Genomic DNA, 21,415 nt, shown 5'->3' on the forward strand with positions numbered 1-21,415 from the left:
GTCCTCCGGCGGGCCGGTGACGCGGAGACCGCGGCGCGATCACTGCAGGACGAGGCCGACCAGCGGGGGCAGGACCAGCGTCGCCAGTCCCACGAGGACGCCGTGCGCCCCGACGCCCAGGGCGATCGCGGCGAGGATCCGCGGGCGTCCCTGCTGAACCACGCCGGCGACGCCGAGCCCGGTGGTGGCGGCGGCGAGGAGCAGCTGAACGAGGGCGATGCCCGTGAACAGCGCGCCGATGCTCGTCGCGTCGATGCCGTTGCCGTAGGCGAGCACCGGTATCGCGGTGGTGACCCCGGCGAGCAGGATCTGCGTCAGCGTCTGGACGACCGCGAGCAGGAAGCCGATCAGCCCGACCGTGTTGCGAGGACGACCCGGCGCGTCAGTGCGTGTCATCGTCGAAGCGTAGGGCGGAGCGGGCCCACGGGTCGATCCCCGAGGGCGAGGGCGGTCGCCACGCCGCGTGCGGGTGGATCTCCTTGGAGGAGTCGCCCGCAGGCATGCTGGTCGAGTAGCCCCGCAGGGGCGTATCGAGACCCGCCGTGATCAGCAGGCCGGGTCTGCGGGCTCCAGACCCGGCGCGGGTGGATCTCGATGCGCCCGCTCAGCGGGCTACTCGATCAGCACGGCTTCACCTGTACGAAGAAGGTGGTCCCCGTGGAAGAGACGCCCGCAGACATGCTGGTCGAGTAGCCCCGCAGGGGCGTATCGAGACCCGCCGTGATCAGCAGGGCGGGTCTGCAAACTCCAGGACCGACGCGGGTGGATCTCGATGCGCCCGCTCCGCGGGCTGCTCGATCAGCATGATCCTCCGAGGGCCCGTCCCGTCGGGGCTGGTGCTCCCGGCCGCAGTCCCCCGATGCGGCCGAGAGCACCTCGGCACCGACGTCCGCGTCGGTCTGCCCCGCGGCGTCGCCGGAGCCCCCACTCCTCGACCGCCCCTCCACAGTAGATTTCCGGGGCGCTATTCGCCATCTGTCGTTTTGCGTCAGGATCCGACCGCGGGGGAGCTAGGCGCTCTGCTCGCGGGTGCTGAGGAAGGCCGCGGCCGTCGCGGCGGCGAGCAGGACGGCCGCGGCGATCAGCATGCTGGTCTGCATCCCGGCCACGAAGTCGCGGCTGCCGGCGAGGAGGGCGCCGAAGACGGCGATGGCGACGGCGCCGCCGACCTGGCGGAAGGTGTTGAAGACGGCGCTGGCGGTGCTCGCCCGGTGCGGCGGAACGCTCGCGAGGACCACGGCGGTCGCCGGGGGCATGGCGACGGAGCCGCCGACTCCGGTGAGCACGAGCAGGCCGCCGACGAGGAGCGGCGAGCCGAGCGGTGCGCTGGCGAGCAGTCCCGCGAGGCCGGCGGCCATCGTGGCGAGCCCGCCGACGATCGGCAGGCGCGGTCCGAAGCGGTTGGCGAGGCGGCCGCTGACGATGTTGCCGACGACGGCGAAGGCCGCGGAGGGCAGGAACGCGAGTCCGGCGAGCAGCGGGGTCAGGCCGAGGTGCTGCTGGAGGTAGAGGCTGACGACGAACACGGAGCCGAAGTTGCCGACCATGAAGGCGAAGCCGACGAGGAGGGCGAGGCGCATGTTCCGGCTGCGGAAGAGGTCGGGCGGCATCATCGGGTGGCGGGCGCGCGACTGCACGAGCAGGAAGCCGGACAGCGCGAGGACGGCGAGGGCGAGGCAGCCGAGGACGAGCGGGTCGTCGAAGCCGATCGCGCCGCCCTCGATCAGCCCGTACATCAGCGCGCCGAGTCCGACGAGGGAGAGGGCCTGACCGGCCCCGTCGAACGGCGGCGAGGTGGTGGGCGAGGGGGCGACCCGGCGCAGCAGCACGAGCATCACCGCGCAGACGGGGATGTTGATCAGGAAGACGAGCCGCCAGTCGATCGTGGTCACCAGACCGCCGAGGAGGGGGCCGACGGTGCCGGCGACCGCGCCGCCGACGGCCCAGATCCCGAGGGCGCGGGCGCGTTCGCGCGCGTCGGGGAACGCCTCGCGGATCAGCGCCATCGAGGAGGGCAGCATCGCGGCGGCCGCGGCGCCCTGCACGAAGCGGGCGGCGATCAGCGCTCCGACGGTGGGCGCGAGGGCGCAGGCGATCGACGACAGCAGGAACAGCGCGATCCCGCTGCCGAGGGCGCGCTTGGCGCCGAGGCGGTCGGCGAGGTTGCCCGCGAAGAGCAGCAGCGACGCGAACAGGAGGGTGTAGCCGTCGATGATCCACTGCTGGCCGGTGGTGCCGCCGCCGAGGTCCGCGCTGATGCGGGTGAGGGCGACGTTGACGATCAGGATGTCGAGCGTGATGAGGAAGAAGCCGAGCGATGCGAGGAGCAGGGTGCGCCGCGGGGACGCGTGCTGTCCCGGGACGCGCTGCTCCGGGACGCGCTGCTCCGGGCTGCGCTGCTCCGGGACGGGGGGGGCCGGGGGTGCTCCATGCCCTCCACGCTAGGTCGGGGCCGCACCGCCAGGGGTTCCCCGGCAGGGCACGCCGGCCGGTGCGGTGGGTGGGCTGCTGATGCGGAGTGTCCTGCCCGACGTCCCGCGCCACTGATCCTCCTCACTGACCTGACGCGACTGACGCCGATAGAATTCAGACCTGACGCGATTGACGAAGGGTCGAGACATGGGCGGGCGGCTTCGAAGCGGCGGTGCGGCGTTCCGTCGGGCGCGCGGGCGGAAGCTCAGCGGGGCGGATCGCCTCCGGGCGGCCGCAGGCGTCGGCGGGGTCTTCGGTGTCGCGCGAGCGGGGCGAGTCCTGCGAGCGCGAGGCGGAGGCCCTCCGGACCGAGCCGTGCCGACCGCGTCCGTCGCGCCCGACGACGCCTCGAGTGATCGAACCGTCGGGCAGAGCCGGACCGGCGAATCGATCGACGAAGCGGAACCGGAGCTGCGCGCTCTCCTGGAGGCGGTGCGTCGCCACGCGACAGGCCTCGACCTCGATCTGGTCGCCGGTCGGAGCGGGGGGATGGAGGGCGTCGTCTCGAGGATGTTCGCGAGTGTTCCCGGCGCGAACCACTACGACGCCAAGATCGGCCCGTTCTACGACACGGCCGGTCTGCGGGCGTGGCGGAAGGTGACCCGGCAGTCGATCGACGGCCAGATCGAGCGACGCGATCTCCTCTGCGTCCGCACGGCGGACGGTCATCGGCTGTACCCGGCGTTCCAGTTCGAGGGTCCGAGCGGAGCGCTGCTGCCGCAGCTCCGCACCGTCCTCGCCGCACTGGACCCCCGATCGATCGACGAGTGGGGTGACGCGCTCTGGTTGAACAGCCCGATGCCGTACCTCGACGGGGCGACTCCCGCTCAGGCGCTGCGCCAGGGTCGCATCGAGGAGGTTCTCGTGCACGCGAGGAGCGCCGGCGCGCTCTGGACGTCATGAGTCGCGCGGAGGTCGCCCAGCAGGGCCCGGGTGCCGATCAGGACCTCACGGCGTTCCCGGCGGTGGAGCCGGAGCCCGAGTGGCGGTGGCGGGCGCACTCGACGGAGCTCGCGGCATGGTGGTTCAGCACGAGCGGCCGCGGCCGGTTCGACCTGCCCGACAGCGGCGCGGACGGCACCTGCTACGTCGCGGACGACCTCCGGACCGCGGTGCGGGAGAGCCTCGGAGACCGGGTCGTCCCCGACCAGGTCATCACACCGGCCGCCGCCGCCGCCTTCCGCGTGTCGGCCGTCCTTCCTCCGGCGGGGTGCACGTACGCCGCTGTCACGTCCTGGGACGCGGACCAGCACGGCGTCACGCGCGAGCTCACGACGATGACCGACTACGACGTCACTCAGGCGTGGGCGGCGGCTCTGCACGCCGCCGGTTTCGACGGGATCCGGTACTCCTCCCGGTACACGAGCGCCGCCGGACCGAACTCCTGGGCCCTGTTCGCGCCGAAGGGCGGGAACGACGACTTCGCCGTCGACGCGGCGCGCGAGCTGGACGGCCCTGCCGCCTGCGCGTGCTGGAGCCGCCGCCGCTCAAGCGCGCCGTCACGCTGCTCACGGGGCCGCCGCGCTGACAGTGCTCGGGCCTGCGTGCTGGTGAAGCGACGGTGGAGGGGCGTCTCGAGCCCGTCGCGTTCGTGCGGTGGTGGATCTCGATACGCGCGCTGTGCGGGCTATCGATCAGCATGATTCCGCGATGCGGCCGAACGGCGTCAGACCGCCGCGAGGACCGCGCGGGCCGTCACCGCGTCGGTGACCAGCGCGTTGATCAGGGAGCCGCGCACCGCGCCGAGGATGCTCGGGGCCTTGTCGACGCCGACGGCGACGCCGACCGCGTGGGGGAGGGCGGCGAGGTCGGCGCGGGAGACGCGGACCATGCGCTCGCTGCCGGGGAACTCGACGGCCGAGCCGTCGGCGCGGAAGAAGTTGAGGCAGACGTCGCCGGCGGCCTCGTCGAAGAGGTGCCGGTCGCTGGGGAGGCCGGAGGAGAGCTCGTGGCGGGTGGCGGTCGGGGCGCCGATGCCGAGCAGGGCGCCCTTGGCGCTGCTCCAGAGGTCCATCACCTGGAGGAACGCGGGGTCGGCCTCGAGGCCGGAGCGCATCGCCGGGCTGGGCAGGGCCTGCGCGAAGAGGAAGCTGGAGCGGGCGCCGGTCGCGGCGGCGGCCATCCGGGTGATCTCGTTGGTCTGGAACCAGGACTGCGGCTCGGCCTGGCCGCCGACGGCGGGGACGATCGTCACTCCGGGCAGCGGCGGCAGCATCCCCGAGCTGGCCAGGTCGTGCACGGTGCGGCCGAGCGACATCAGCAGGGCGTCGCCGACGCCGAGCTGCATGTCGGCGAGGGCGGCGGCGACCGGAACGGCCAGGTCGCGGCCGAGGGTGGCGGCGTGGGTCACGGGGGCGAGGTGCACGGCGTTCAGGCCGAGCGCCTCGCGGAGGGCGTCGGCGAGACCGGTGTTCTCGTCGACGAAGGGGTCGATCACGCTGATCTGCACGAGGCCCAGGCGCCGGGCCTCGGCGATCAGCCGGCTGACCGTGGGCCGCGAGACGTCGAGCCGCGCGGCGATCTCGACCTGGGTCGCGTCCTCGAGGTAGTACATCCGCGCCGCCTGGTAGACGACGTCGAGGGGGAACCTGACGGTGTCGGAGCGCCGGGGGGCGCTGGGCGGCGGAGTCACGTGCGTCATTGTGCCCTCTTCCTCGGCGTCGTGCAGGTCCCCTCCCCCTCCGCGAGATGCCACTTGTGAGCGCGACACGCCGTGAAAGGCGGTCATAAGTGGCATCTCGCGGAGAGGGGAGAGACGGGCGGGTTACTCGGAGAGGGTGAAGGGGGCCGTCATCTTGTCGACGTTGTCCTTCGTGATGAGGATGCAGTCGAAGGCCTGCTTCTCCTCCGAGGCGCCGGTCTCGCCGGTGCGGATGAAGGAGTCGGCCTGCTGGACGGCCTCCTTGGCGAAGGTCGCGACGGGCTGGAGCACGGTGTACTGCAGCTCGCCGGCCTTGATGGCGTCGACCGCGTCGGGCGAGCCGTCGAAGCCGCCGACCTTGACCTGCTCGAGCTTGCCGGCCTCCTTCAGCGCCGCGATCGCGCCGAGCGCCATCTCGTCGTTGCCGGAGATGACGCCGGTGACGTCCGGGTTGGCCTGCAGGATCGACTGCATCTTGTCGTGGCCCTCGGTCCGGTTCCAGTTGCCGACCTGGTTCGCGACCTCGACGAGACCGGGGTACTGCGAGATGACGGTCGCGTAGCCGTTGGAGCGTGTCTGCGCGTTGTTGTCCGAGGGGGATCCGAACAGCTCCGCGTAGTTCGCGGTGTCGCCGACGTCGGCGACCCACTGCTGCGCGCCGAGGGCCGCGCCCTGGGCGTTGTTCGAGACGAGCTGCGCCTTCGCGAGGCCGGTCTCGTTGATCTCGGCGTTGACCAGGATCACGGGGATGCCCGCCGCGTCGGCCTTCTTCACGGCGCCGACCGAGCCGGAGGCGTTGGCCGGGTCGAGGATGATCGCGACCGACTTGTTGGTGATCGCGGTGTCGATCAGGGTGCTCTCGGTGTTGGTGTCGCCCTTCGAGGCGCCCACGTTGGCCGTGTAGCCGAGCGCCTCGGCCTCGGCCGACGCGACGTCGCCCTCGGTCTGCCAGTAGGGGTTGGCCGGGTCGTTGACGATGATCGAGATGAGGCCGCCCTCGGAGGCGCCGGGGGTGCCGGCGGCCTCTCCCGCGGTCCCCGCGTCGGAGGAGCATCCGGACAGGACGAGGGTGAGCCCCGCGCCCGCGGCGAGCACCGTTGCCAGCTTGCGGTTCATTGGTCTGTTCCTTTCACTGTGGTCCGATCGGCGGTGGCCGACCGAGGTCTTCTCTCGGGAGGCCGGCCTAGGCGGCCGGGGCGCCCGATGTCTGGGGGACGGGCGCCGGGGCGCCCGCGTCGGAGGCGGGCCGCGGGCCGGAGCCGCCGCCCTTGCGCGGCTTGCCGCGGTACTGCACCGCGTTCAGCAGGACCGCGAAGACGATCACCGCGCCGGTGAAGACGGTCTGCCAGTACGACGAGACGCCGATGATGACGAGCCCGTCGGAGAGGAAGCCGATGACGAACGCGCCGAGCAGCGTGCCGCGGACGGTGCCGACTCCGCCGGTGAGGGCCGCGCCGCCGATGACGACGGCGGCGATCGCGGTGAGCTCGTAGGAGCTGCCGGCGGTGGGGCTGGCGCTGGTGAGCTCGGAGGAGAGGATGAGGCCGGCGATCGAGGCGAACAGGCCCGAGAGCACGTAGACGCGGACCTTGACCCGCTTCACCGGCACGCCGGAGAGCTCCGAGGCGCGCTCGTTGCCGCCCGAGGCGTAGAGCCAGCGGCCGAACACCGTGCGGTTGAGCAGGAGGCTGACCACGATCGCGACGACGATCATGATCACGACGCCGATCGGCAGCCCGAGCAGCCGGTTGAAGCCGAGCCAGTCGAAGCCGGTGTTGCCGAGCTCGGGCTGCCCCGCGAGGTCGTTGTAGGTGAGGCCGTTGGTCATCAGCAGCCCGACGCCGCGGACGACGTAGAGCATGCCGAGGGTCGCGACGAACGGGGCGACCTTGAACCGGGCGACCAGGATCCCGTTGATCAAGCCGATCAGCGCGCCGGCCGCGCAGGAGAGCACGACCACGACCCAGAGCGCGGGGTAGAGGGTGCTCCCGCCGATCTGCACGCCCTGCATCAGGAAGCCGGCGATCACTCCCGAGAAGCCCAGCGTCGAGCCGACCGAGAGGTCGATGCCGCCGTTGAGGATGACCAGCAGCATGCCGATCGCGAGGATCGCGTAGACCGCGACGTGCGAGGACATCGTGAGGATGTTGCCGACGGTGAAGTAGTTGGGCGAGAGGATCGAGAACACGACGATGATCGCGATCAGCGCGAAGAACGCGCGCCCCTGCAGCAGCAGGCGGCCGAGGTCGAAACCGTCCTTGAAGAGCGCGGGGCGTCGCTGCCCGGTCGCGGTGGAGGTCATTGAGGGCTTCCGTTCCGTAGTGGTCACGAGATCACGGCCTCACCGGAGGCGGCCATGATGTCTTCTTTGGAGACGTCCGAGCCGAACTCGGCCGCGATCCGGCCTCGGCTCAGCACGATGATGCGGTGGGCGATGCTGAGGCACTCGCCGACCTCGGAGGTCGTGTAGACGACGGCCAGGCCGTCGCGGGCGCGCTCGGAGAGCAGCCGGAAGACCTCGGCCTTGGCGCCGATGTCGATGCCGCGGCTGGGCTCGTCGAGCAGGATCACGTCGGGCTGCGTGGCCAGCATCTTGCCGATGACGACCTTCTGCTGGTTGCCGCCGGAGAGCGAGCCGATCATCGCCTCGCCGCCCGCCGTCTTCACGTGCACGGTGCGGATCGAGTCGGTGACGAGGTCGACCTCGCGACGGGGGGAGAGGAACAGCCCCTTCACGAAGGAGCCGATGCTCGCGAGCGAGAGGTTCCGGCCGACGGTCATGGTCTGCACCAGGCCGTCGCGCTGGCGGTCCTCGGGGACGAGGCCGAGGCCCGCGCCGATCCGCTCGGCGATCGACATCCCGGCCAGGTCCCGTCCGCTCTTCGAGATCGTGCCGGCGGTGACGGCGGTGCGGCCGGCGATCGCCTCGAGCAGCTCGGTGCGGCCGGCGCCCATCAGCCCGTAGAGGCAGACGATCTCGCCCTCGCGGACGTCGAGGTCGATGCGGTCGACCACGTCGCGACCGGGGATCGACGGATCCGCGACGCTGACGCCGCGCACCGAGAGGGCGACGTCGCCGAACGGGTAGCCGGTGGGCGGCGAGCCGAGGTCGAAGCCCTCGCCGACCATCGCGCGGACGACCCAGGCGAGGTCGATGTCGGCGGCGACGGCGGTCGCGGTGACCGAGCCGTCGCGGAGGACGACGGCGTGGTCGGTGATCTCCAGCGCCTCCTCCAGGTGGTGCGAGATGTAGACGATGGAGACGCCGCGGGCGGTGAGGTCGTGGATGACGGTGAAGAGCACCTCGACCTCGGCGGCGCTGAGCGCGCTGGTCGGCTCGTCCATGATCAGGATCCGCGCGTCGACGGAGAGCGCGCGGGCGATCTCGATCAGCTGCTGCTGGCCGAGCCGCAGATCGGCGACGAGGGTCAGCGGGTCGATGTCCTCGCCGAGCTCCTCGAGCACTGCGCGGGCCTGGCGCGCCTCCTCGGCGTAGTCGACGCCGGACGGGCCGGTGATCTCGCGGCCGAGGAAGATGTTGTCGCGCACCGAGAGGTTCGGGGCGAGGCTCAGCTCCTGGTGGATGATCGAGACGCCGTGCTCGCGGGCGTCGACGGTGTCCTCGAAGGCGACCGCGGTGCCGTTCAGCACGATCTCGCCCGAGGTGGGCTGCTCCACGCCGGACAGGATCTTCATCAGCGTCGACTTGCCGGCGCCGTTCTCGCCGAAGAGCGTGGTGACCTGGCCGCGGTGCACCGAGAAGCCGACGCCCTTGAGCGCGCGGGTCGCGCCGTAGGTCTTGACCACGTCGACGGCCTCGAGGACGACCTCGCCGATGCCGGCGACCGGGGCCTCGGCGGTGCTCACTGGACCACCAGCTCGGACGGCGTGACGAGCCAGCCGGCCGGGTTGATCAGCTGGAAGGCGCCGGTGACCTGGATCGTCTTCCCTTCGAGCGCGGTGGTGTCGACCGCGCCGAGCACGGTCGACTTCAGCTGCTCGTTGAGGGCGCTCGCCGCGTCCTGGTAGTCGATCTGGTTGGTGAACTGGCCGAACTCGACGGTACCGGTGGCGTCGCGGAGGTCGGTGCCGTTGATCGCGGGGCCGGTCTGCACGCGGATCAGGACGTCGCCGGGGACGCCCTCGACGGTCACGGGGTAGATGCCGTTCTGGCCGGCCCCGACGGTGCCGGTGAAGGTGGTGGCGAACTCGGGGCCGGTGCCGCCGGGGACGCCGTACTCGGTCGCGGCGCCCGCGCTGTCGGCGGCGATCGCGGTGGCGAGGGTGGCGGCGTCGACCGCGCGGTCGGCGATGCCCTCCTGGATGACGGGGAAGTTCTCGGCGGCCCAGGACTCGGCAGAGAACTCGGCGGGGCCGGCGCCCAGGTCGGAGTCGGCGCCGACGACCTTGGTGCTGAACGCCATCGCGGCGAGGACGACCACGACGACCGCGGCGAGGATCAGGCGCTTCCGGGAGGCGCCGATCGGGGGCCTGCTCGTGGTGGGAGGGAGTGCACGCGTCATCGCGGTGTCCGTTCGCTGGTCGGGAGTGCTGGTCGTGGTGGTGCTCGTGACGGCGCCTCCCGGGGGCGGCTCCGTCGCTGCGGGAGGTGGGCGAACCCGCCTCCGGAGAAGAAATTATGTTCACCACAGAATTTCCGCAAGGGCCGCGGCGGAATTGGCGACAGATCGGCCACATCCTGCGGAGAACAGAAATTCTGTTCTTGACAAGTGTTCTGGACGGGGTAGGTTCGGGAAGGCCGCGACGAAGCGGCCCCGCGAACCCCTCGGAGGCTTCCCATGACCATCACCACTCCTTCCCCGCAGACGGCCCCGCAGTCGCGGCACTCCGACGGCTCCGACGTGCCCGAGTCCATGCGCGCCGTCGTCGTGCACGGCCCGGAGGACTACCGCCTCGAGACCGTGCCCGTGCCGGTCCCCGCCGCCGGCGAGCTGCTGCTGCGCGTCGACGCGGTCGGCGTCTGCGCGAGCGACCTGAAGTGCTACCACGGCGCCGCCAAGTTCTGGGGCGACGAGAACCGCCCCGCCTGGGCCGAGCGCGACCGCATCGCGGGCCACGAGTTCGTCGGCACCGTCGTGGCCGGCGACGACGCGGCGCTCGCCAAGCGCGGCGTCGCACTGGGCGACCGCATCGCCTGCGAGCAGATCGTGCCGTGCTGGGAGTGCCGCTACTGCCTGATGGGCGCCTACTGGATGTGCGGACCGCACGACATGTTCGGCTTCAAGGGCTTCGACGGCGCGATGGCCGAGTACGTGCTGGTCCCGACCCGCGCGCTCACCCACCCCGTCAGCCGCGACCTCGCCCCGCAGGTCGCCGCGTTCAGCGAGCCGCTGTCCTGCGCCATGCACGCGGTCGAGCGCGGCAGCATCCAGTTCGACGACGTCGTGGTCATCGCGGGCGCCGGCCCGATCGGCCTCGGCGCGATCGCGGGCACCCGCCAGAAGAACCCCAAGATGGTCATCGCGCTCGACATGAGCGACGAGAAGCTCGCGCTCGCCACCAAGGCCGGCGCCGACCTCGTCATCAACATCACGAAGCAGGACGCGGTCGCCGTCGTCAAGGAGCTCACCGGCGGCTACGGCGCCGACGTCTACATCGAGGCCACCGGCCACCCGTCCGCGGTCTCGCAGGGCCTCAACATCCTGCGCAAGCTCGGCACCTACGTCGAGTACTCCGTCTTCGGCTCGAACGCCTCGGTCGACTGGTCGATCATCAGCGACGACAAGGAGCTCAACGTCCTCGGCGCCCACCTCGGCCCGAACTGCTGGCCCGCCGCGATCAAGCTGCTCGAGAGCGGCGTCCTGCCGATGGACGAGATCTGCACGCACCAGTTCCCGCTCGAGCAGTTCCAGGAGGCGCTCGACCTCGTCGCCGACAGCCAGGGCGGCTCGGTCAAGGTCTCGATCGTGCCGTCGCTGACCGAGGCGGTCGTCGCGGCCGACGCCCGGAGCTGACGGCATGACGACGATCTACGACGACCCCGACGAGTTCGCCGAGGACCAGCTCGCCGGCTTCCTCTCCCTCTACGCGGACCGCCTGCGCGGCGTGCCCGGTGGAGTGGTCGCGCACCGCACCGCGGGCGCGTCGCCGCAGGTGGCGGTCGTCATCGGCGGCGGCTCCGGGCACTACCCGGCGTTCAGCGGCACGGTCGGCCCGGGCCTCGCGACCGGGGCGGTGGTGGGCAACATCTTCACCTCGCCCTCGGCGGCGCAGGCCTACTCGGTGGCGAAGGCGGCCGATCAGGGTCGCGGAGTGGTGTTCAGCTTCGGCAACTACGCCGGCGACACGATGAACTTCGGCATCGCGGCCGAGCGGCTGCGCAAGGAGGGGATCGACACCCGGATCGTCGTCGTCACGGACGACATCGCCTCGGCGGAGGAGAACGGGAAGCGCCGCGGGATCGCGGGCGACTTCCCGGTGTTCAAGGCGATGGGAGCGGCGGCGGCCGAGGGGCTGTCCCTCGACGAGGTCGAGCGGGTCGGGAACGCGAGCAATGCGGCGACGCGCACGCTCGGCGTCGCGTTCTCGGGCTGCACGATGCCCGGTGCCGCCGAGCCGCTGTTCAGCGTGCCCGAGGGGCACCTGGGTCTCGGGCTCGGGATCCACGGCGAGCCCGGCATCCGCGACATCGAGCTGCTGCGCGCGGCGGAGCTGGCGGATCTGCTCGTCGACCGGCTGCTGGCGGACCTCCCCGAGGGCGCCGGGGCGGAGGGCGGCACGACGCGCGTCGCCCCGATCCTCAACGGGCTCGGCACCACGAAGTACGAGGAGCTCTTCCTGCTCTGGCGCCACGTCGCGCGTCGGCTGGAGGAGGCCGGGCTGCAGACGGTCGAGCCCGAGGTCGGCGAGCTGGTCACCAGCCTCGACATGGGCGGCGTCTCGCTGACGCTGCAGTGGCTCGACGACGAGCTCGAGCGCTACTGGCGGGCCGACGCCTACACACCGGCCTACCGCCGGGTCGCGGCGCCGGTGGCGGCGCTGCTGGCGCCCTCGGGCGAGGACGCGGCGGCGGGCGAGGAGGAGTCCGCTCCTTCCGCCACCGATGCGGCCGTGGCGCTCGGCGAGACGGTCCGCGCGGCGCTCGTCCGGATGCACGAGCTGCTGCAGCGCGAGGAGGTGACCCTCGGGCGGATCGACGCGGTCGCGGGCGACGGCGATCACGGCCGCGGGATGCTCAAGGGCATCGGCGCGGCGACCCGGCGCCTCGACCGGATCGAGGAGCGCGCGGGCGGCGCCTGGCTGCTGTCCCGCGCGGGGCAGTCCTGGGCGGAGCAGGCCGGCGGCACCTCCGGGGTGCTCTGGGGCGCGGCGCTCGAGGCGCTCGGCGCGTCGCTCACCGACGGGCGCGAGGAGTACTCGGCGGCGGACGTCGTGGCCGGGGTCGACGCCTTCGCGGAGTCGATCGTCGATCTCGGGCGCGCGGGCGAGGGCGACAAGACGATGCTCGACGCGCTGCTGCCGTTCGCGCGCGTGCTGCGGGAGCGGGTGGTGGGCGGCTCGCCGCTCGTCGAGGCGTGGCGGGAGGCGGCGGGCGTCGCCGTCGAGCGCGCCGCCGCCACCGCGGACCTGCGGCCGAAGGTCGGCCGCGCGCGACCGCTGGCCGAGAAGAGCCTGGGCACACCGGACGCGGGCGCGACCTCGATGGGGATGATCCTGACCGCGGTCGGCGACGTCCTCGCGGAGCGCGCCGGTGCGGATGCCACTGCAGAAGCGCACACCACCACAGAAGGAGGAGCGGCATGACCACCACCTATCGGGTCGTCGTCGGATCGGACGACGCGGGCCACGACTACAAGGAGGCGCTGAAGGCCGATCTGATGAAGGACGACCGCGTCTCGCTGGTGACCGACGTCGGCGTCGACGCCGACAGCCACACCGACTACCCCGACATCGCGGTCACGGCCGCGCGGATGATCGCCGACGGGTCCGCGGACCGCGCGATCCTGGTCTGCGGCACGGGCCTGGGCGTCGCGATCGCGGCGAACAAGGTGCCGGGGGTGCGCGCGGTGACGGCGCACGACTCCTACTCGGTGGAGCGGTCGGTGCTGTCGAACAACGCGCAGGTGCTCTGCCTGGGCCAGCGCGTGGTCGGGCTCGAGGTGGCGCGGCGGATGGCGCGGGAGTGGCTCGGCTACGAGTTCGATCCGTCGAGCGCCTCGGCGGGCAAGGTCGCGGCGATCTGCGGGTACGACGGGAGCGCGCCGAAGGGCGTGGACGCCTAGAGAGAGCCGCTTTCCCCGAGGTCCCGGCTCCGCTGCGCCAGGCGGTGCACGGTGGCGCGGGTCTCGGGGTAGAGCCGGCGGAAGTCGGCGTACAGCCCGTCGTAGAGCGCGGCGACGGCCGGATCGGGGACGAGGGTCGTCGCCGCGGGGTTCCACTCCTCGATGTCGACCTCGGTGACCAGGCCCGCCGCGAGCACGGCCGAGCCGTAGGCCGCGCCGACCGAGACCGTGGGGATCACCTGCTCCAGGCCGCAGACGTCGCTGACGATCTGCGGCCAGAGCTCGGCGGCGACCCCGCCGCCCGCGCCGACCAGCGCCTCGACGCGCACGCCGTGCTCGCGGAGCACCTCGAGGTGGTGCCGGACGGCGAAGGCCGTGGCCTCGAGGACGGCGCGGTAGAGGTCGCCGCGAGTGGAGCCGACGCCGAGCCCGGCGATCACGCCGCGGGCGTCGGAGTCGGCGAACGGCGAGCGCTCGCCCGCGAAGTAGGGCAGCACGAGCAGTCCTCCCGCGCCCGGTCCGGACCGCGCGGCCTCGTCGAGCAGCTCGGCCCAGGTGGCGCCGGTCAGCCGGCGCAGCCAGTCGGTCACGGCGCCCGAGGTGGCCATGCCGCCGGCCGCGGTCGGCTCGCCCGGGGCGGCGCCGACCGTCGTCCACATCCCGCCGAGCGGGGTCGGGGCGGCCATCGGCGCGACCAGGAACATCGTCGTGCCGTACTGGAGGAACACCCGGCCCGGTCGGCGGCGGCCGGCGCTGAGGCTCTCGGCCCAGGCGTCGATGGTGCCGAAGACCACCGGCACGCCGGCCGGCAGCCCGGTCGCGGCGGCGGCCTCGGGAGTGATGCGGCCCGCGGTCTCGCCCGGCCAGCCGAGGCGGGGGAGCGGCAGGCCGGGGGCGAGCAGGGCGGCCCACTCGTCGATCCACTCCTCGCGGGCGACGTCGTAGAGCGGCGTGCACTGGCTGGCGGAGTGGTGGTCGAGCACGTACTCGCCGGTGAGCATCTCGACGATCCGCGAGGAGGGCATGGTGAAGCGGACGGCGCGGCGCCAGAGCTCCGGCTCGTGGCGGGCGACCCAGGCGAGCTTGACGCCCGCGGCCTGCGCCGAGAGCCCGGAGCCGGTGCGGGCGCGCATCGCCTCCTCGCCGCCGAGCAGCGCGGTCACCTCGTCGAGCATGCCGACGCTGCGGGTGTCGACGCCGTAGAGGATCGCGGGGCGGAGCTCGTCGCCGGCCGCGTCGGTGAGGAGCACGCACGGGCCCATGCCGCTGACGCCGACCGCGACGACGACCCCGTGCGGCGCGGCGGCGGTCAGCTCGGCGACGAGGCTGCGGAACTCCGCCCACCAGACGCCGGAGTCCATCTCGACCCAGCCCTGCCGCGGCCGGTCGACGACGTGCGCGCGGGCCGCCTCGGCGACCACCCGCCCGTCGAGGCCGACCAGGATCGCCTTCGTGCTGGACGTGCCGACGTCGACTCCGAGAACCACGTCCACGACTCGTCCTCCTGCTGGGCTGCACCGACCACCGACGCCCTCGAGCTTAGGGCGGCCGTGTGGGAGCCCCGGCGGCATCCCTGAGCGGTCGAGCGCCGCATGCTGGTCGAGCAGCCCACAGGGCGTATCGAGACCGACGTGTTCGTGCGCGGGATCTCGATACGCCCGCTCCGCGGTCTACTCGATCAGCATGCCCGGCGCCCGCGCGATGCATCAGCGCAGGTTCTCCATGCTGGTCGAGGAGCCGCCTCCGGCGGCCCTGCATGCTGGTCGAATCTCCGCCTTCCGCGGCGCGTTCATGCTGGTCGAGTAGCCGCCTCCGGCGGCGTATCGAGACCCACCATCACCGGACGTCCGGGAGCGAGCCTCCTCCACAACCTTCGATCCGACCGCACTGTCCCCGAGTCGCTCCGAACCACGCCCCGATGTCGGTGGTCCCTGCTTCAATACTCGTATGACAGAGTTCGGATCGACGGAAGAGGTGCTCGCGCACCTGCGCGCACTCAGCGATCGCGCCGCCGCGAGCGCCCGCGCCGCCGCCCATCCGCGTCTCGCCGAGGCCCGATACCTCTACGACTTCCACCGCACCGCCCTCGCCCACCCGGACGCGTTCGCCCGCGGCGCGACCCCCGGTGAGACCCGCGACCTCGTCGAGCGCTCCATCCGCGCGGAGCTCGCGGTCGCGGAGGGCTTGTCGGAGCAGGTGATCGCCCGCCGTCTCGAGAACGCGCAGCTCCTCTTCGAGCACCTGCCTCTCACCCGCGCCCTGCTCGCGCAGGCGCGCCTGCACTGGGAGGAAGGGGAGGCGATCTGCGCCACCGCAGGCAGCCTGCCCGAGTCCTCCCGTGCCGCCCTCGACGAGCGCGCCGCGGAGGCGGCGCCGTCGATGACGCTCACGCAGCTGCGCCGCGCCCTGCGCCGCTGGCGGGAGGAGCTGCACCAGGAGTCCCTCGCGGCGCGCCACGCCCGCGCCCGAGCGGACCGGGCCGTCTGGGTGACGCCGGACGTGGACGGCATGGCGACGCTCTGCGTCTACGGTCCCGCGCCAGCCGTGATGGGCGCGTACGACCGCGCCGACCGGATGGCACGCTCCCTCCTCGATGCGGGAGATGTGCGCACGCTCTCGCAGCTTCGCGCGGACGTCGCCGTGGATCTCCTCTGCGATGGCGACATCTTCGGCACCACTCCCGACGCCGAGGACCGCCCCGACCCGTCGTTCGTCTCCGGGGTGCGGGCGGAGGTGCGGCTCACGCTCGCGGCGTCCACGGCCGTGGATCTCGACGACGAACCCGCGGAGCTCGACGGCTACGGTCCTGTGCCCGCCGCTGTCGCGCGGGAGCTGATCCGGACGGCGGCCTCCTTCACGCGCGTGCTGACCGACCGGGACACGGGAGCCGTCGTCTCCGTCGGCCGCACGCAGCGCCTCCCGCCGTCGCGGATGCGCCTGCACGTGCAGCTGCGGGATCAGACCTGCCGCTTCGCCGGCTGCCTGCGCACCGCGGCCCGCAGCGAGGCGGATCACACCCTCGAGTGGCGCAACGGCGGCGAGACCTCCCTCGAGAACCTCGTCTCGCTCTGCACCAGCCACCACCACCTCCGGCACGGCGACCGGTGGACGTATGCCAGGGACGACGCCGGGACGATCGTCTGGACGACCCCGACCGGCCGGCGCATCAGCAACCGGCCACCCCCGCTGCCCGGGCGGCCGCCGGATCCTCCCCGGCGACCGCACTTCGTCGACATACCGCCGCCGTTCTGACGGTGGTGGATCTCGATACGCCCGCTCCGCGGGCTACTCGATCAGCATGGGAGGCGCGCTGGGTGCGTCGGTGTGCCCGCCGGCGTCCGGGGCGTGCGAGGCGTGTCGGCGCGGGCCCGCCCATGCTGGTCGAGTAGCCCGCAGGGCGTATCGAGACCCGCCGCCATCGGGGGGTGCGGCTGTCGGAGTTCTGCAGCGGGTGGATCTCGATACGCCCGCTGCGCGGGCTACTCGATCAGCAAGCAGAGACCCCGCCGCGTCAGCGGGGTCGGCACTCCAGGCTGAGCCAGAGCTCGAAGCAGGCGCTGCGGGAGAGGGCGGTGGCGCCGATCGAGGCGCGGCCCATCCGGCCGGCGTCGGGGCCGAAGACGTCGAGGAGGAGGCCGCTCGCGGCGTTCGAGACCTCGTTGAGGCGCTCGAAGCCGGGCGGGCAGAGCACGAAGCACAGGCCGCGCGAGAGGGCGACGACCTCGTCGAGCGAGCCGAGGGCCGCGCGGATCATGCCGAGCGCGTTGACCGCGGTGTAGCGGGCCGCCTCCCGTGCCTGCTCGAGGGTGATGTCGACGCCGACCGCTCCCGGGTGCAGCAGGGCGCCGTCGCGCGACTCCGGGGTGATGCCGCTGAGCTCGAGCAGGTCGCCGGTGCGGTGGAACGCCCGCAGGGTGCTGCCGCCGTAGCGGCCGCCGTAGGGCGGGTCGAGGTAGTCGGGGATCGCGAGGCCGAGCTCGCGGGCACGCCGCTCGGGGGAGTGCTGCTCGGCGGGGTGCTCAACGGCGGGGTGGCTCATGCCGCCAGCGTATCCGGCGGTAGCCAGAATGGATACAACCTGCGTACGATGGGATCCATTAAGGGGTCGGCGGTACGGCGACCGCGAGAAGGGACCTGCAGATGACGATCGGCCTCACCGGTGGCGCCCCCGCCCGGACGTCCATCGATGTGGCCGCCGAGCGCGCTCGCACCGCCGGCACCGCCGGCCGGCACTACTTCAACGCGGCCGGCGCGGGCCTGATGACCGACTCCGTCCTCGAGACCGTCATCGCACACCTCCGCCTCGAGCAGCGGATCGGCGGCTACGAGGCCGCGAACGCCGTCGCCGACCGGGTCGACGCCGCCTACGCCGCCGCCGCCGCGCTGCTCGGCGCCGACGCCGACGAGATCGCCTTCTTCGACAGCGCGACCAGCGGCCTCCGCGCGATCTTCGACGCCCTCCGCCTCGGCCCCGGCGACACCGTGCTCGCCCCGCGCTCGAGCTACGTCAGCCAGGCGCTGCGGCTGCTCGCGCTCGAGCGCTACGACGGCGTCCGCCTGACGCTCCTCCCCAACGACTCCAGCGGCGGCCTCGACATCGAGGCGCTCGAGAGCGCCCTCGCCACCGCGAGCGGCCGCACCGTGATCAGCGCCGTGCACGTCCCCACCTCCTCCGGCCTGGTCGAGCCGGTCGCCGCGATCGGCGCGCTGGCCCGCCGCTACGGCGCGATCACGGTGCTCGACGCGACCCAGTCGGTCGGCCAGCTCGACATCGACGTGCGCGCGATCGGCTGCGACGCCCTGGTCACCACCGGCCGCAAGTTCCTCCGCGGGCCGCGCGGAACCGGGCTGGTCTTCCTCCGCCGCGGCCTGCTCGACGGCATCGGGGCCTGGGCGCCCGACGTGCGAGGCTCGCAGTGGACGAGCGAGCAGGAGTGGACGATGGACGGCACGGCGAGAGCCCTCGAGACCTGGGAGTCGTCGGTGGCCCTCCGCCTCGGACTCGGCGAGGCGCTGCGCGAGGCGCACGAGCGCGGCACGGCGGCGACCGAGGCGCACCTGGTGGCCCTCGGCGCCCGGCTGCGCACCGAGCTGTCCGCGATCGGCGGCGTCACCGTGGCGGATCCGCCCGTGTCGCCGTCCGGCATCGTGACCTTCACCGTCGACGGCGTCCCCGGCAAGACCGTCTCGGCGCGGCTGCGCGAGGCGGCCGTCGACTCGCTCGCGGTGCCCGCCTCGCACGCGCAGTGGGACCTCGGCGCGCGCGGCCTCGCGAGCGTCGTCCGGGTGTCGCCGCACGTCTACACCGACGAGTCGGACGTCGAGGCGCTGCTGACGGCGGTCGCGGGAGTGACCTCATGACGGTCTTCGAGGACACCGTGCACGACGCGATCGTCGTCGGCCTCGGGATCCACGGCTCCGCGACCGCCTTCGAGCTCGCCGTGCGCGGGCGCAGTGTGGTGGGGATCGAGCAGTTCGGCCCCGGTCACGTCCGCGGCTCCTCGCACGGCGCGACCCGCATGATCCGCCGCGCCTACCCGAACCCGGTCTGGAACGACCTGGTCGACCGCGCCTTCCGCGGCTGGGACCGTTGGGCGGCCGCGGCGGGCGCGCCCTTCGTGCACCCGACCGGCGGCCTCTACGCGCACCGCGGCGAGGCGGCGCTGCAGGGTGGGCGCAGCCGGCCGGTCGAGCGGCCCGACACGTCCTTCGCTCCGCCCGCCGACTACGGCGTCGTCCACGACCCCGACGCCGGCGTCGTCGAGGCCGCCCGCGCGCTGGCCTTCGCGCAGTCCGCCGCGACCGCCGCCGGCGCGGAGCTGCGCTTCGACGAGGAGGTGCTCGACTGGAGCGTCGGCACCGGCGACAGCGCCGGCGTCGTCACCGTCCGAACCTCCGCGGGCGAGCTGCGCGCCCGCCGGCTCGTCGTCTCCGGCGGCGCCTGGGTCGAGCGGCTGCTGCCCGAGACCGCCGGCTTCTTCGAGGTGCAGCGGATCCTCACCCTCACCGTCCCGGCCGGTCAGCGCGTCGCGCAGCCGCCGGCGCTCGGCTGCTTCTCCGTCGATCTGCCGGACGGGCTGGTCTTCGGCCTGCCCGAGGCGGCCGGCTCCGGCGCCAAGATCGGCGTCGACGCGGGGCCGGTCTGGGACCCGGCCGTCCCCGTCGCCCCGCCGACCGCGGCGGAGATCGCGCACCTCGAGGGCCTGCTCCGTCGCTTCGTCCCCGGGATCGAGACCGCCGGCGGCGAGGCCGTCGCCTGCCTCTACACGATGACCCCCGACAAGCGCTTCGTCGTCGGCGCGCTGCCCGGCCGGCCCGAGGTGCTGGTCGCCGCGGCCTGCTCCGGCCACGGCTTCAAGTTCGGCCCCGCGATCGGCGAGGCGCTGGCCGACCTCGTCGACGGCGTCGACCGCCCCGACCTCGACTTCCTCAGCCCGGACCGGACGGTGACCGCATGACCTCCTCCCCGCCTCCCGCCCGCGTCGCGGTCGCGGCGCCGCACCCCGCCGCACTCGACGCCGCGGCCCGCGCCATCGCCGACGGCGGCGACGCGATCGACGCCGCGCTCGCCGCCGCGACCGCGCTCACCGTCGTCTACCCGCACCAGTGCGGGCTCGGCGGCGACCTGATCGCGCTGGTCCGCCGCCCCGGCGAGGACGTCGTCGCCGTGCTCTCGGCCGGAGCGGCGCCCGCCGGCATCGACGTCGCGGCGCTCTCCCGCGAGGAGCGGATGCCGCGGCAGGGCGCGCAGACCGTCACCATCCCCGGCGCGGTCGCCGGCTGGCAGGCGATCGCCGGTCTCGGCGGCCGGCTCGGCCTCGACACCCCGCTCCGCCGGGCCGCGACGCTCGCCGCCGAGGGCTTCCCGATCTCCGCGGGCCTCGGGCGCGCGATCGCCCTGCGCCGTGACGAGCTGCTCGCCGACGAGGGTATGCGCGGCGTCTTCGGCGACGGCGACGGCGGGCTCCTCGGCGAGGGCGACCTGCTGGTGCAGCTCGCGCTCGCCGCCTCGCTGACCGAGCTGGTCGACGATCCCGGAGCGTTCTACCGCGGCCGGATCGCCGACTCCCTCGCCGCGCGCCTGGCCGCCCTCGGCGGCGCGCACACCCCCGCCGACTTCGCCGCGCACGAGGCCGAGCTGGTCGAGCCGGCCGCCTCCCGCGAGGGCGGCGTGCGCTGGTGGGTGGCTCCGCCGCCGAGCCAGGGCGTGGTGCTGCTCGGCGTCCTGCCCGAGGCGCTGTCCGGCGACACCGCGCAGCTCGTCGAGGCCGTGCGCGACGCGGCGCTCGTGCGGCAGTCGGCGCTCGGCGACCCGCGCGGCGGAGCGATCGACGTCGCCGCCATGCTCGACCCCCGCTCCCTCTTGCGCGGCTCGCTGCCGCGGGCCGGCCGCGCGCTCGGCGACACGGTCGCGGTCACCGCGGCCGACACCGACGGCACCGTCGTCACTCTGATCCAGAGCGTCTACCAGCTCTTCGGCTCGGGAATCCTCGACCCGGGCACCGGCATCGTCCTGCACAACCGCGGCTCCGCCTTCAGCACCGACCCCGCCCACCCCGGCCGGGTCGGCCCGGGCCTGCGCCCGCCGCACACCCTGCTGCCGGTCATCGCCGAGAGCGGGGACCTGCTGCTCGGCCTCGGCTGCCAGGGCGGCAGCGCCCAGCCGTGGATCCTCGCCCAGCTCGTCCGCGAGCTGCTCGATCCGGCCGCGGATCCCGCCGCCGTGCTCGAGCGGCCGCGCTTCGTCGTCGGGGCGCGGGATCTGGGGCACGAGGAGCTGACGCTGGTGGTGGAGCCGGGGGTCCCCGAGGCCGTTGCGGCGGCGCGTGCTCTGGGGCTGCCGGTCGCCGAATCGTCCGGCCCGATCGACGAGGCCGGGCACGTGCAGCTCGTGCGGCTGCACCGCGACGGGCGGCTCGACTCCGCCAGCGATCCGCGGGCCGACGGCCGCGCGATCGTCGCGGGGGCGGGCTGACCGCTCTCGACCGTCGCGGCCGGGAACCGCGCCCGCCTCGTCGGACCGGCCCCGTCACTCCGCTCCCCTTCTCCTCCCGCTGAA

At 73.5% G+C, this 21,415-nt stretch carries 18 protein-coding genes; 9 read left to right on the forward strand and 9 right to left on the reverse strand.

The window, feature by feature from the left end:
- Positions 1 to 39 precede the first annotated feature (39 nt).
- Together EDF17_RS14945 and EDF17_RS14950 are read right to left on the reverse strand one after the other, a co-directional pair.
- Positions 40 to 396 carry a hypothetical protein gene (locus EDF17_RS14945; protein WP_123447400.1) on the reverse strand — a complete coding sequence of 119 codons (357 nt, stop codon included), beginning with the start codon at positions 394 to 396 and terminating at the stop codon, positions 40 to 42.
- A 614-nt stretch (positions 397 to 1,010) separates the two neighbouring features.
- Complete coding sequence (locus EDF17_RS14950) at positions 1,011 to 2,330, reverse strand: DHA2 family efflux MFS transporter permease subunit (RefSeq protein WP_221181813.1); 1,320 nt, start codon at positions 2,328 to 2,330, stop codon at positions 1,011 to 1,013.
- Between the two features lie 457 nt (positions 2,331 to 2,787).
- Between EDF17_RS14950 and EDF17_RS14955 the strand changes: the two genes are divergently transcribed.
- Positions 2,788 to 3,375 (forward strand): hypothetical protein, encoded by a 588-nt coding sequence (locus EDF17_RS14955; protein ID WP_123447401.1) that lies wholly within the window; start codon positions 2,788 to 2,790, stop codon positions 3,373 to 3,375.
- The gene (locus tag EDF17_RS14960; RefSeq protein ID WP_123447402.1) at positions 3,372 to 4,115 is read left to right on the forward strand and encodes an RES family NAD+ phosphorylase; all 744 of its coding nucleotides are present in this window, start codon (positions 3,372 to 3,374) and stop codon (positions 4,113 to 4,115) included. Before EDF17_RS14955 ends, EDF17_RS14960 begins: the two co-directional genes overlap by 4 nt.
- 23 nt (positions 4,116 to 4,138) lie before the next feature.
- Here the strand turns inward: EDF17_RS14960 and EDF17_RS14965 are convergent, their stop codons facing one another.
- From EDF17_RS14965 to EDF17_RS14985, 5 genes are all read right to left on the reverse strand, one after another.
- The gene (locus EDF17_RS14965) at positions 4,139 to 5,104 is read right to left on the reverse strand and encodes a sugar-binding domain-containing protein (protein WP_208110619.1); all 966 of its coding nucleotides are present in this window, start codon (positions 5,102 to 5,104) and stop codon (positions 4,139 to 4,141) included.
- Positions 5,105 to 5,236: 132 nt separating this feature from the next.
- A complete protein-coding gene (locus tag EDF17_RS14970; protein ID WP_123447404.1) occupies positions 5,237 to 6,229 on the reverse strand; it encodes a D-ribose ABC transporter substrate-binding protein in 993 nt (330 codons plus the stop codon).
- A 67-nt stretch (positions 6,230 to 6,296) separates the two neighbouring features.
- Complete coding sequence (locus tag EDF17_RS14975; protein WP_123447405.1) at positions 6,297 to 7,415, reverse strand: ABC transporter permease; 1,119 nt, start codon at positions 7,413 to 7,415, stop codon at positions 6,297 to 6,299.
- A gap of 23 nt (positions 7,416 to 7,438) precedes the next feature.
- Positions 7,439 to 8,980: a sugar ABC transporter ATP-binding protein gene (locus tag EDF17_RS14980; RefSeq protein WP_123447406.1), complete on the reverse strand. Its 1,542-nt coding sequence runs from the start codon at positions 8,978 to 8,980 to the stop codon at positions 7,439 to 7,441.
- Entirely contained in the window at positions 8,977 to 9,636 is a 660-nt protein-coding gene (locus EDF17_RS14985; RefSeq protein ID WP_123447407.1) for a DUF2291 family protein, read from the reverse strand. Before EDF17_RS14985 ends, EDF17_RS14980 begins: the two co-directional genes overlap by 4 nt.
- Positions 9,637 to 9,912: 276 nt before the next feature.
- Here EDF17_RS14985 and EDF17_RS14990 point away from each other — a divergent pair, with 276 nt between their 5' ends.
- Genes EDF17_RS14990 through EDF17_RS15000 form a run of 3 tightly spaced genes read left to right on the forward strand, consistent with a single transcriptional unit; the run spans position 9,913 to position 13,356 of the window.
- Positions 9,913 to 11,088 carry a zinc-binding dehydrogenase gene (locus EDF17_RS14990; protein ID WP_123447408.1) on the forward strand — a complete coding sequence of 392 codons (1,176 nt, stop codon included), beginning with the start codon at positions 9,913 to 9,915 and terminating at the stop codon, positions 11,086 to 11,088.
- Positions 11,089 to 11,092: 4 nt separating this feature from the next.
- Positions 11,093 to 12,877: a dihydroxyacetone kinase family protein gene (locus tag EDF17_RS14995; protein WP_123447409.1), complete on the forward strand. Its 1,785-nt coding sequence runs from the start codon at positions 11,093 to 11,095 to the stop codon at positions 12,875 to 12,877.
- Positions 12,874 to 13,356: a ribose-5-phosphate isomerase gene (locus tag EDF17_RS15000; RefSeq protein WP_123447410.1), complete on the forward strand. Its 483-nt coding sequence runs from the start codon at positions 12,874 to 12,876 to the stop codon at positions 13,354 to 13,356. The genes EDF17_RS14995 and EDF17_RS15000 overlap by 4 nt, the downstream gene beginning before the upstream one ends.
- On the opposite strand, the gene EDF17_RS15005 is transcribed toward EDF17_RS15000, so the two are convergent.
- Complete coding sequence (locus tag EDF17_RS15005) at positions 13,353 to 14,849, reverse strand: FGGY family carbohydrate kinase (RefSeq protein WP_123447411.1); 1,497 nt, start codon at positions 14,847 to 14,849, stop codon at positions 13,353 to 13,355. The genes EDF17_RS15000 and EDF17_RS15005 overlap by 4 nt on opposite strands.
- 454 nt (positions 14,850 to 15,303) lie before the next feature.
- Here EDF17_RS15005 and EDF17_RS15010 point away from each other — a divergent pair, with 454 nt between their 5' ends.
- On the forward strand, positions 15,304 to 16,608 hold the full coding sequence (locus EDF17_RS15010) for an HNH endonuclease signature motif containing protein (protein ID WP_123447412.1): 1,305 nt from the start codon (positions 15,304 to 15,306) through the stop codon (positions 16,606 to 16,608).
- A gap of 259 nt (positions 16,609 to 16,867) precedes the next feature.
- On the opposite strand, the gene EDF17_RS15015 is transcribed toward EDF17_RS15010, so the two are convergent.
- Positions 16,868 to 17,395, reverse strand: coding sequence for a RidA family protein (locus EDF17_RS15015; protein ID WP_123447413.1), 528 nt, complete (start codon positions 17,393 to 17,395; stop codon positions 16,868 to 16,870).
- Between the two features lie 101 nt (positions 17,396 to 17,496).
- On the opposite strand from EDF17_RS15015, the gene EDF17_RS20165 reads away from it, so the two are divergent.
- Genes EDF17_RS20165 through EDF17_RS15025 form a run of 3 tightly spaced genes read left to right on the forward strand, consistent with a single transcriptional unit; the run spans position 17,497 to position 21,331 of the window.
- Positions 17,497 to 18,717, forward strand: coding sequence for an aminotransferase class V-fold PLP-dependent enzyme (locus EDF17_RS20165; RefSeq protein ID WP_208110620.1), 1,221 nt, complete (start codon positions 17,497 to 17,499; stop codon positions 18,715 to 18,717).
- Entirely contained in the window at positions 18,714 to 19,814 is a 1,101-nt protein-coding gene (locus EDF17_RS20170) for an FAD-dependent oxidoreductase (RefSeq protein WP_208110621.1), read from the forward strand. Before EDF17_RS20165 ends, EDF17_RS20170 begins: the two co-directional genes overlap by 4 nt.
- Positions 19,811 to 21,331 carry a gamma-glutamyltransferase gene (locus tag EDF17_RS15025; protein ID WP_123447414.1) on the forward strand — a complete coding sequence of 507 codons (1,521 nt, stop codon included), beginning with the start codon at positions 19,811 to 19,813 and terminating at the stop codon, positions 21,329 to 21,331. The genes EDF17_RS20170 and EDF17_RS15025 overlap by 4 nt, the downstream gene beginning before the upstream one ends.
- The last annotated feature ends 84 nt before the right edge of the window (positions 21,332 to 21,415 follow it).

It is taken from the genome of Rathayibacter sp. PhB1, from assembly GCF_004362935.1.
GTDB lineage: Bacteria > Actinomycetota > Actinomycetes > Actinomycetales > Microbacteriaceae > Rathayibacter > Rathayibacter festucae.

Coding starts and splice junctions, on each gene's coding strand:
- EDF17_RS14945 (WP_123447400.1), bottom strand. CDS start 396: ATGACACGCACTGACGCGCCGGGTCGTCCTCGCAACACGGTCGGGCTG.
- EDF17_RS14960 (WP_123447402.1), top strand. CDS start 3,372: ATGAGTCGCGCGGAGGTCGCCCAGCAGGGCCCGGGTGCCGATCAGGAC.
- EDF17_RS14970 (WP_123447404.1), bottom strand. CDS start 6,229: ATGAACCGCAAGCTGGCAACGGTGCTCGCCGCGGGCGCGGGGCTCACC.
- EDF17_RS14975 (WP_123447405.1), bottom strand. CDS start 7,415: ATGACCTCCACCGCGACCGGGCAGCGACGCCCCGCGCTCTTCAAGGAC.
- EDF17_RS14985 (WP_123447407.1), bottom strand. CDS start 9,636: ATGACGCGTGCACTCCCTCCCACCACGAGCAGGCCCCCGATCGGCGCC.
- EDF17_RS14990 (WP_123447408.1), top strand. CDS start 9,913: ATGACCATCACCACTCCTTCCCCGCAGACGGCCCCGCAGTCGCGGCAC.
- EDF17_RS14995 (WP_123447409.1), top strand. CDS start 11,093: ATGACGACGATCTACGACGACCCCGACGAGTTCGCCGAGGACCAGCTC.
- EDF17_RS15000 (WP_123447410.1), top strand. CDS start 12,874: ATGACCACCACCTATCGGGTCGTCGTCGGATCGGACGACGCGGGCCAC.
- EDF17_RS15010 (WP_123447412.1), top strand. CDS start 15,304: ATGACAGAGTTCGGATCGACGGAAGAGGTGCTCGCGCACCTGCGCGCA.
- EDF17_RS15015 (WP_123447413.1), bottom strand. CDS start 17,395: ATGAGCCACCCCGCCGTTGAGCACCCCGCCGAGCAGCACTCCCCCGAG.
- EDF17_RS20165 (WP_208110620.1), top strand. CDS start 17,497: ATGACGATCGGCCTCACCGGTGGCGCCCCCGCCCGGACGTCCATCGAT.
- EDF17_RS20170 (WP_208110621.1), top strand. CDS start 18,714: ATGACGGTCTTCGAGGACACCGTGCACGACGCGATCGTCGTCGGCCTC.
- EDF17_RS15025 (WP_123447414.1), top strand. CDS start 19,811: ATGACCTCCTCCCCGCCTCCCGCCCGCGTCGCGGTCGCGGCGCCGCAC.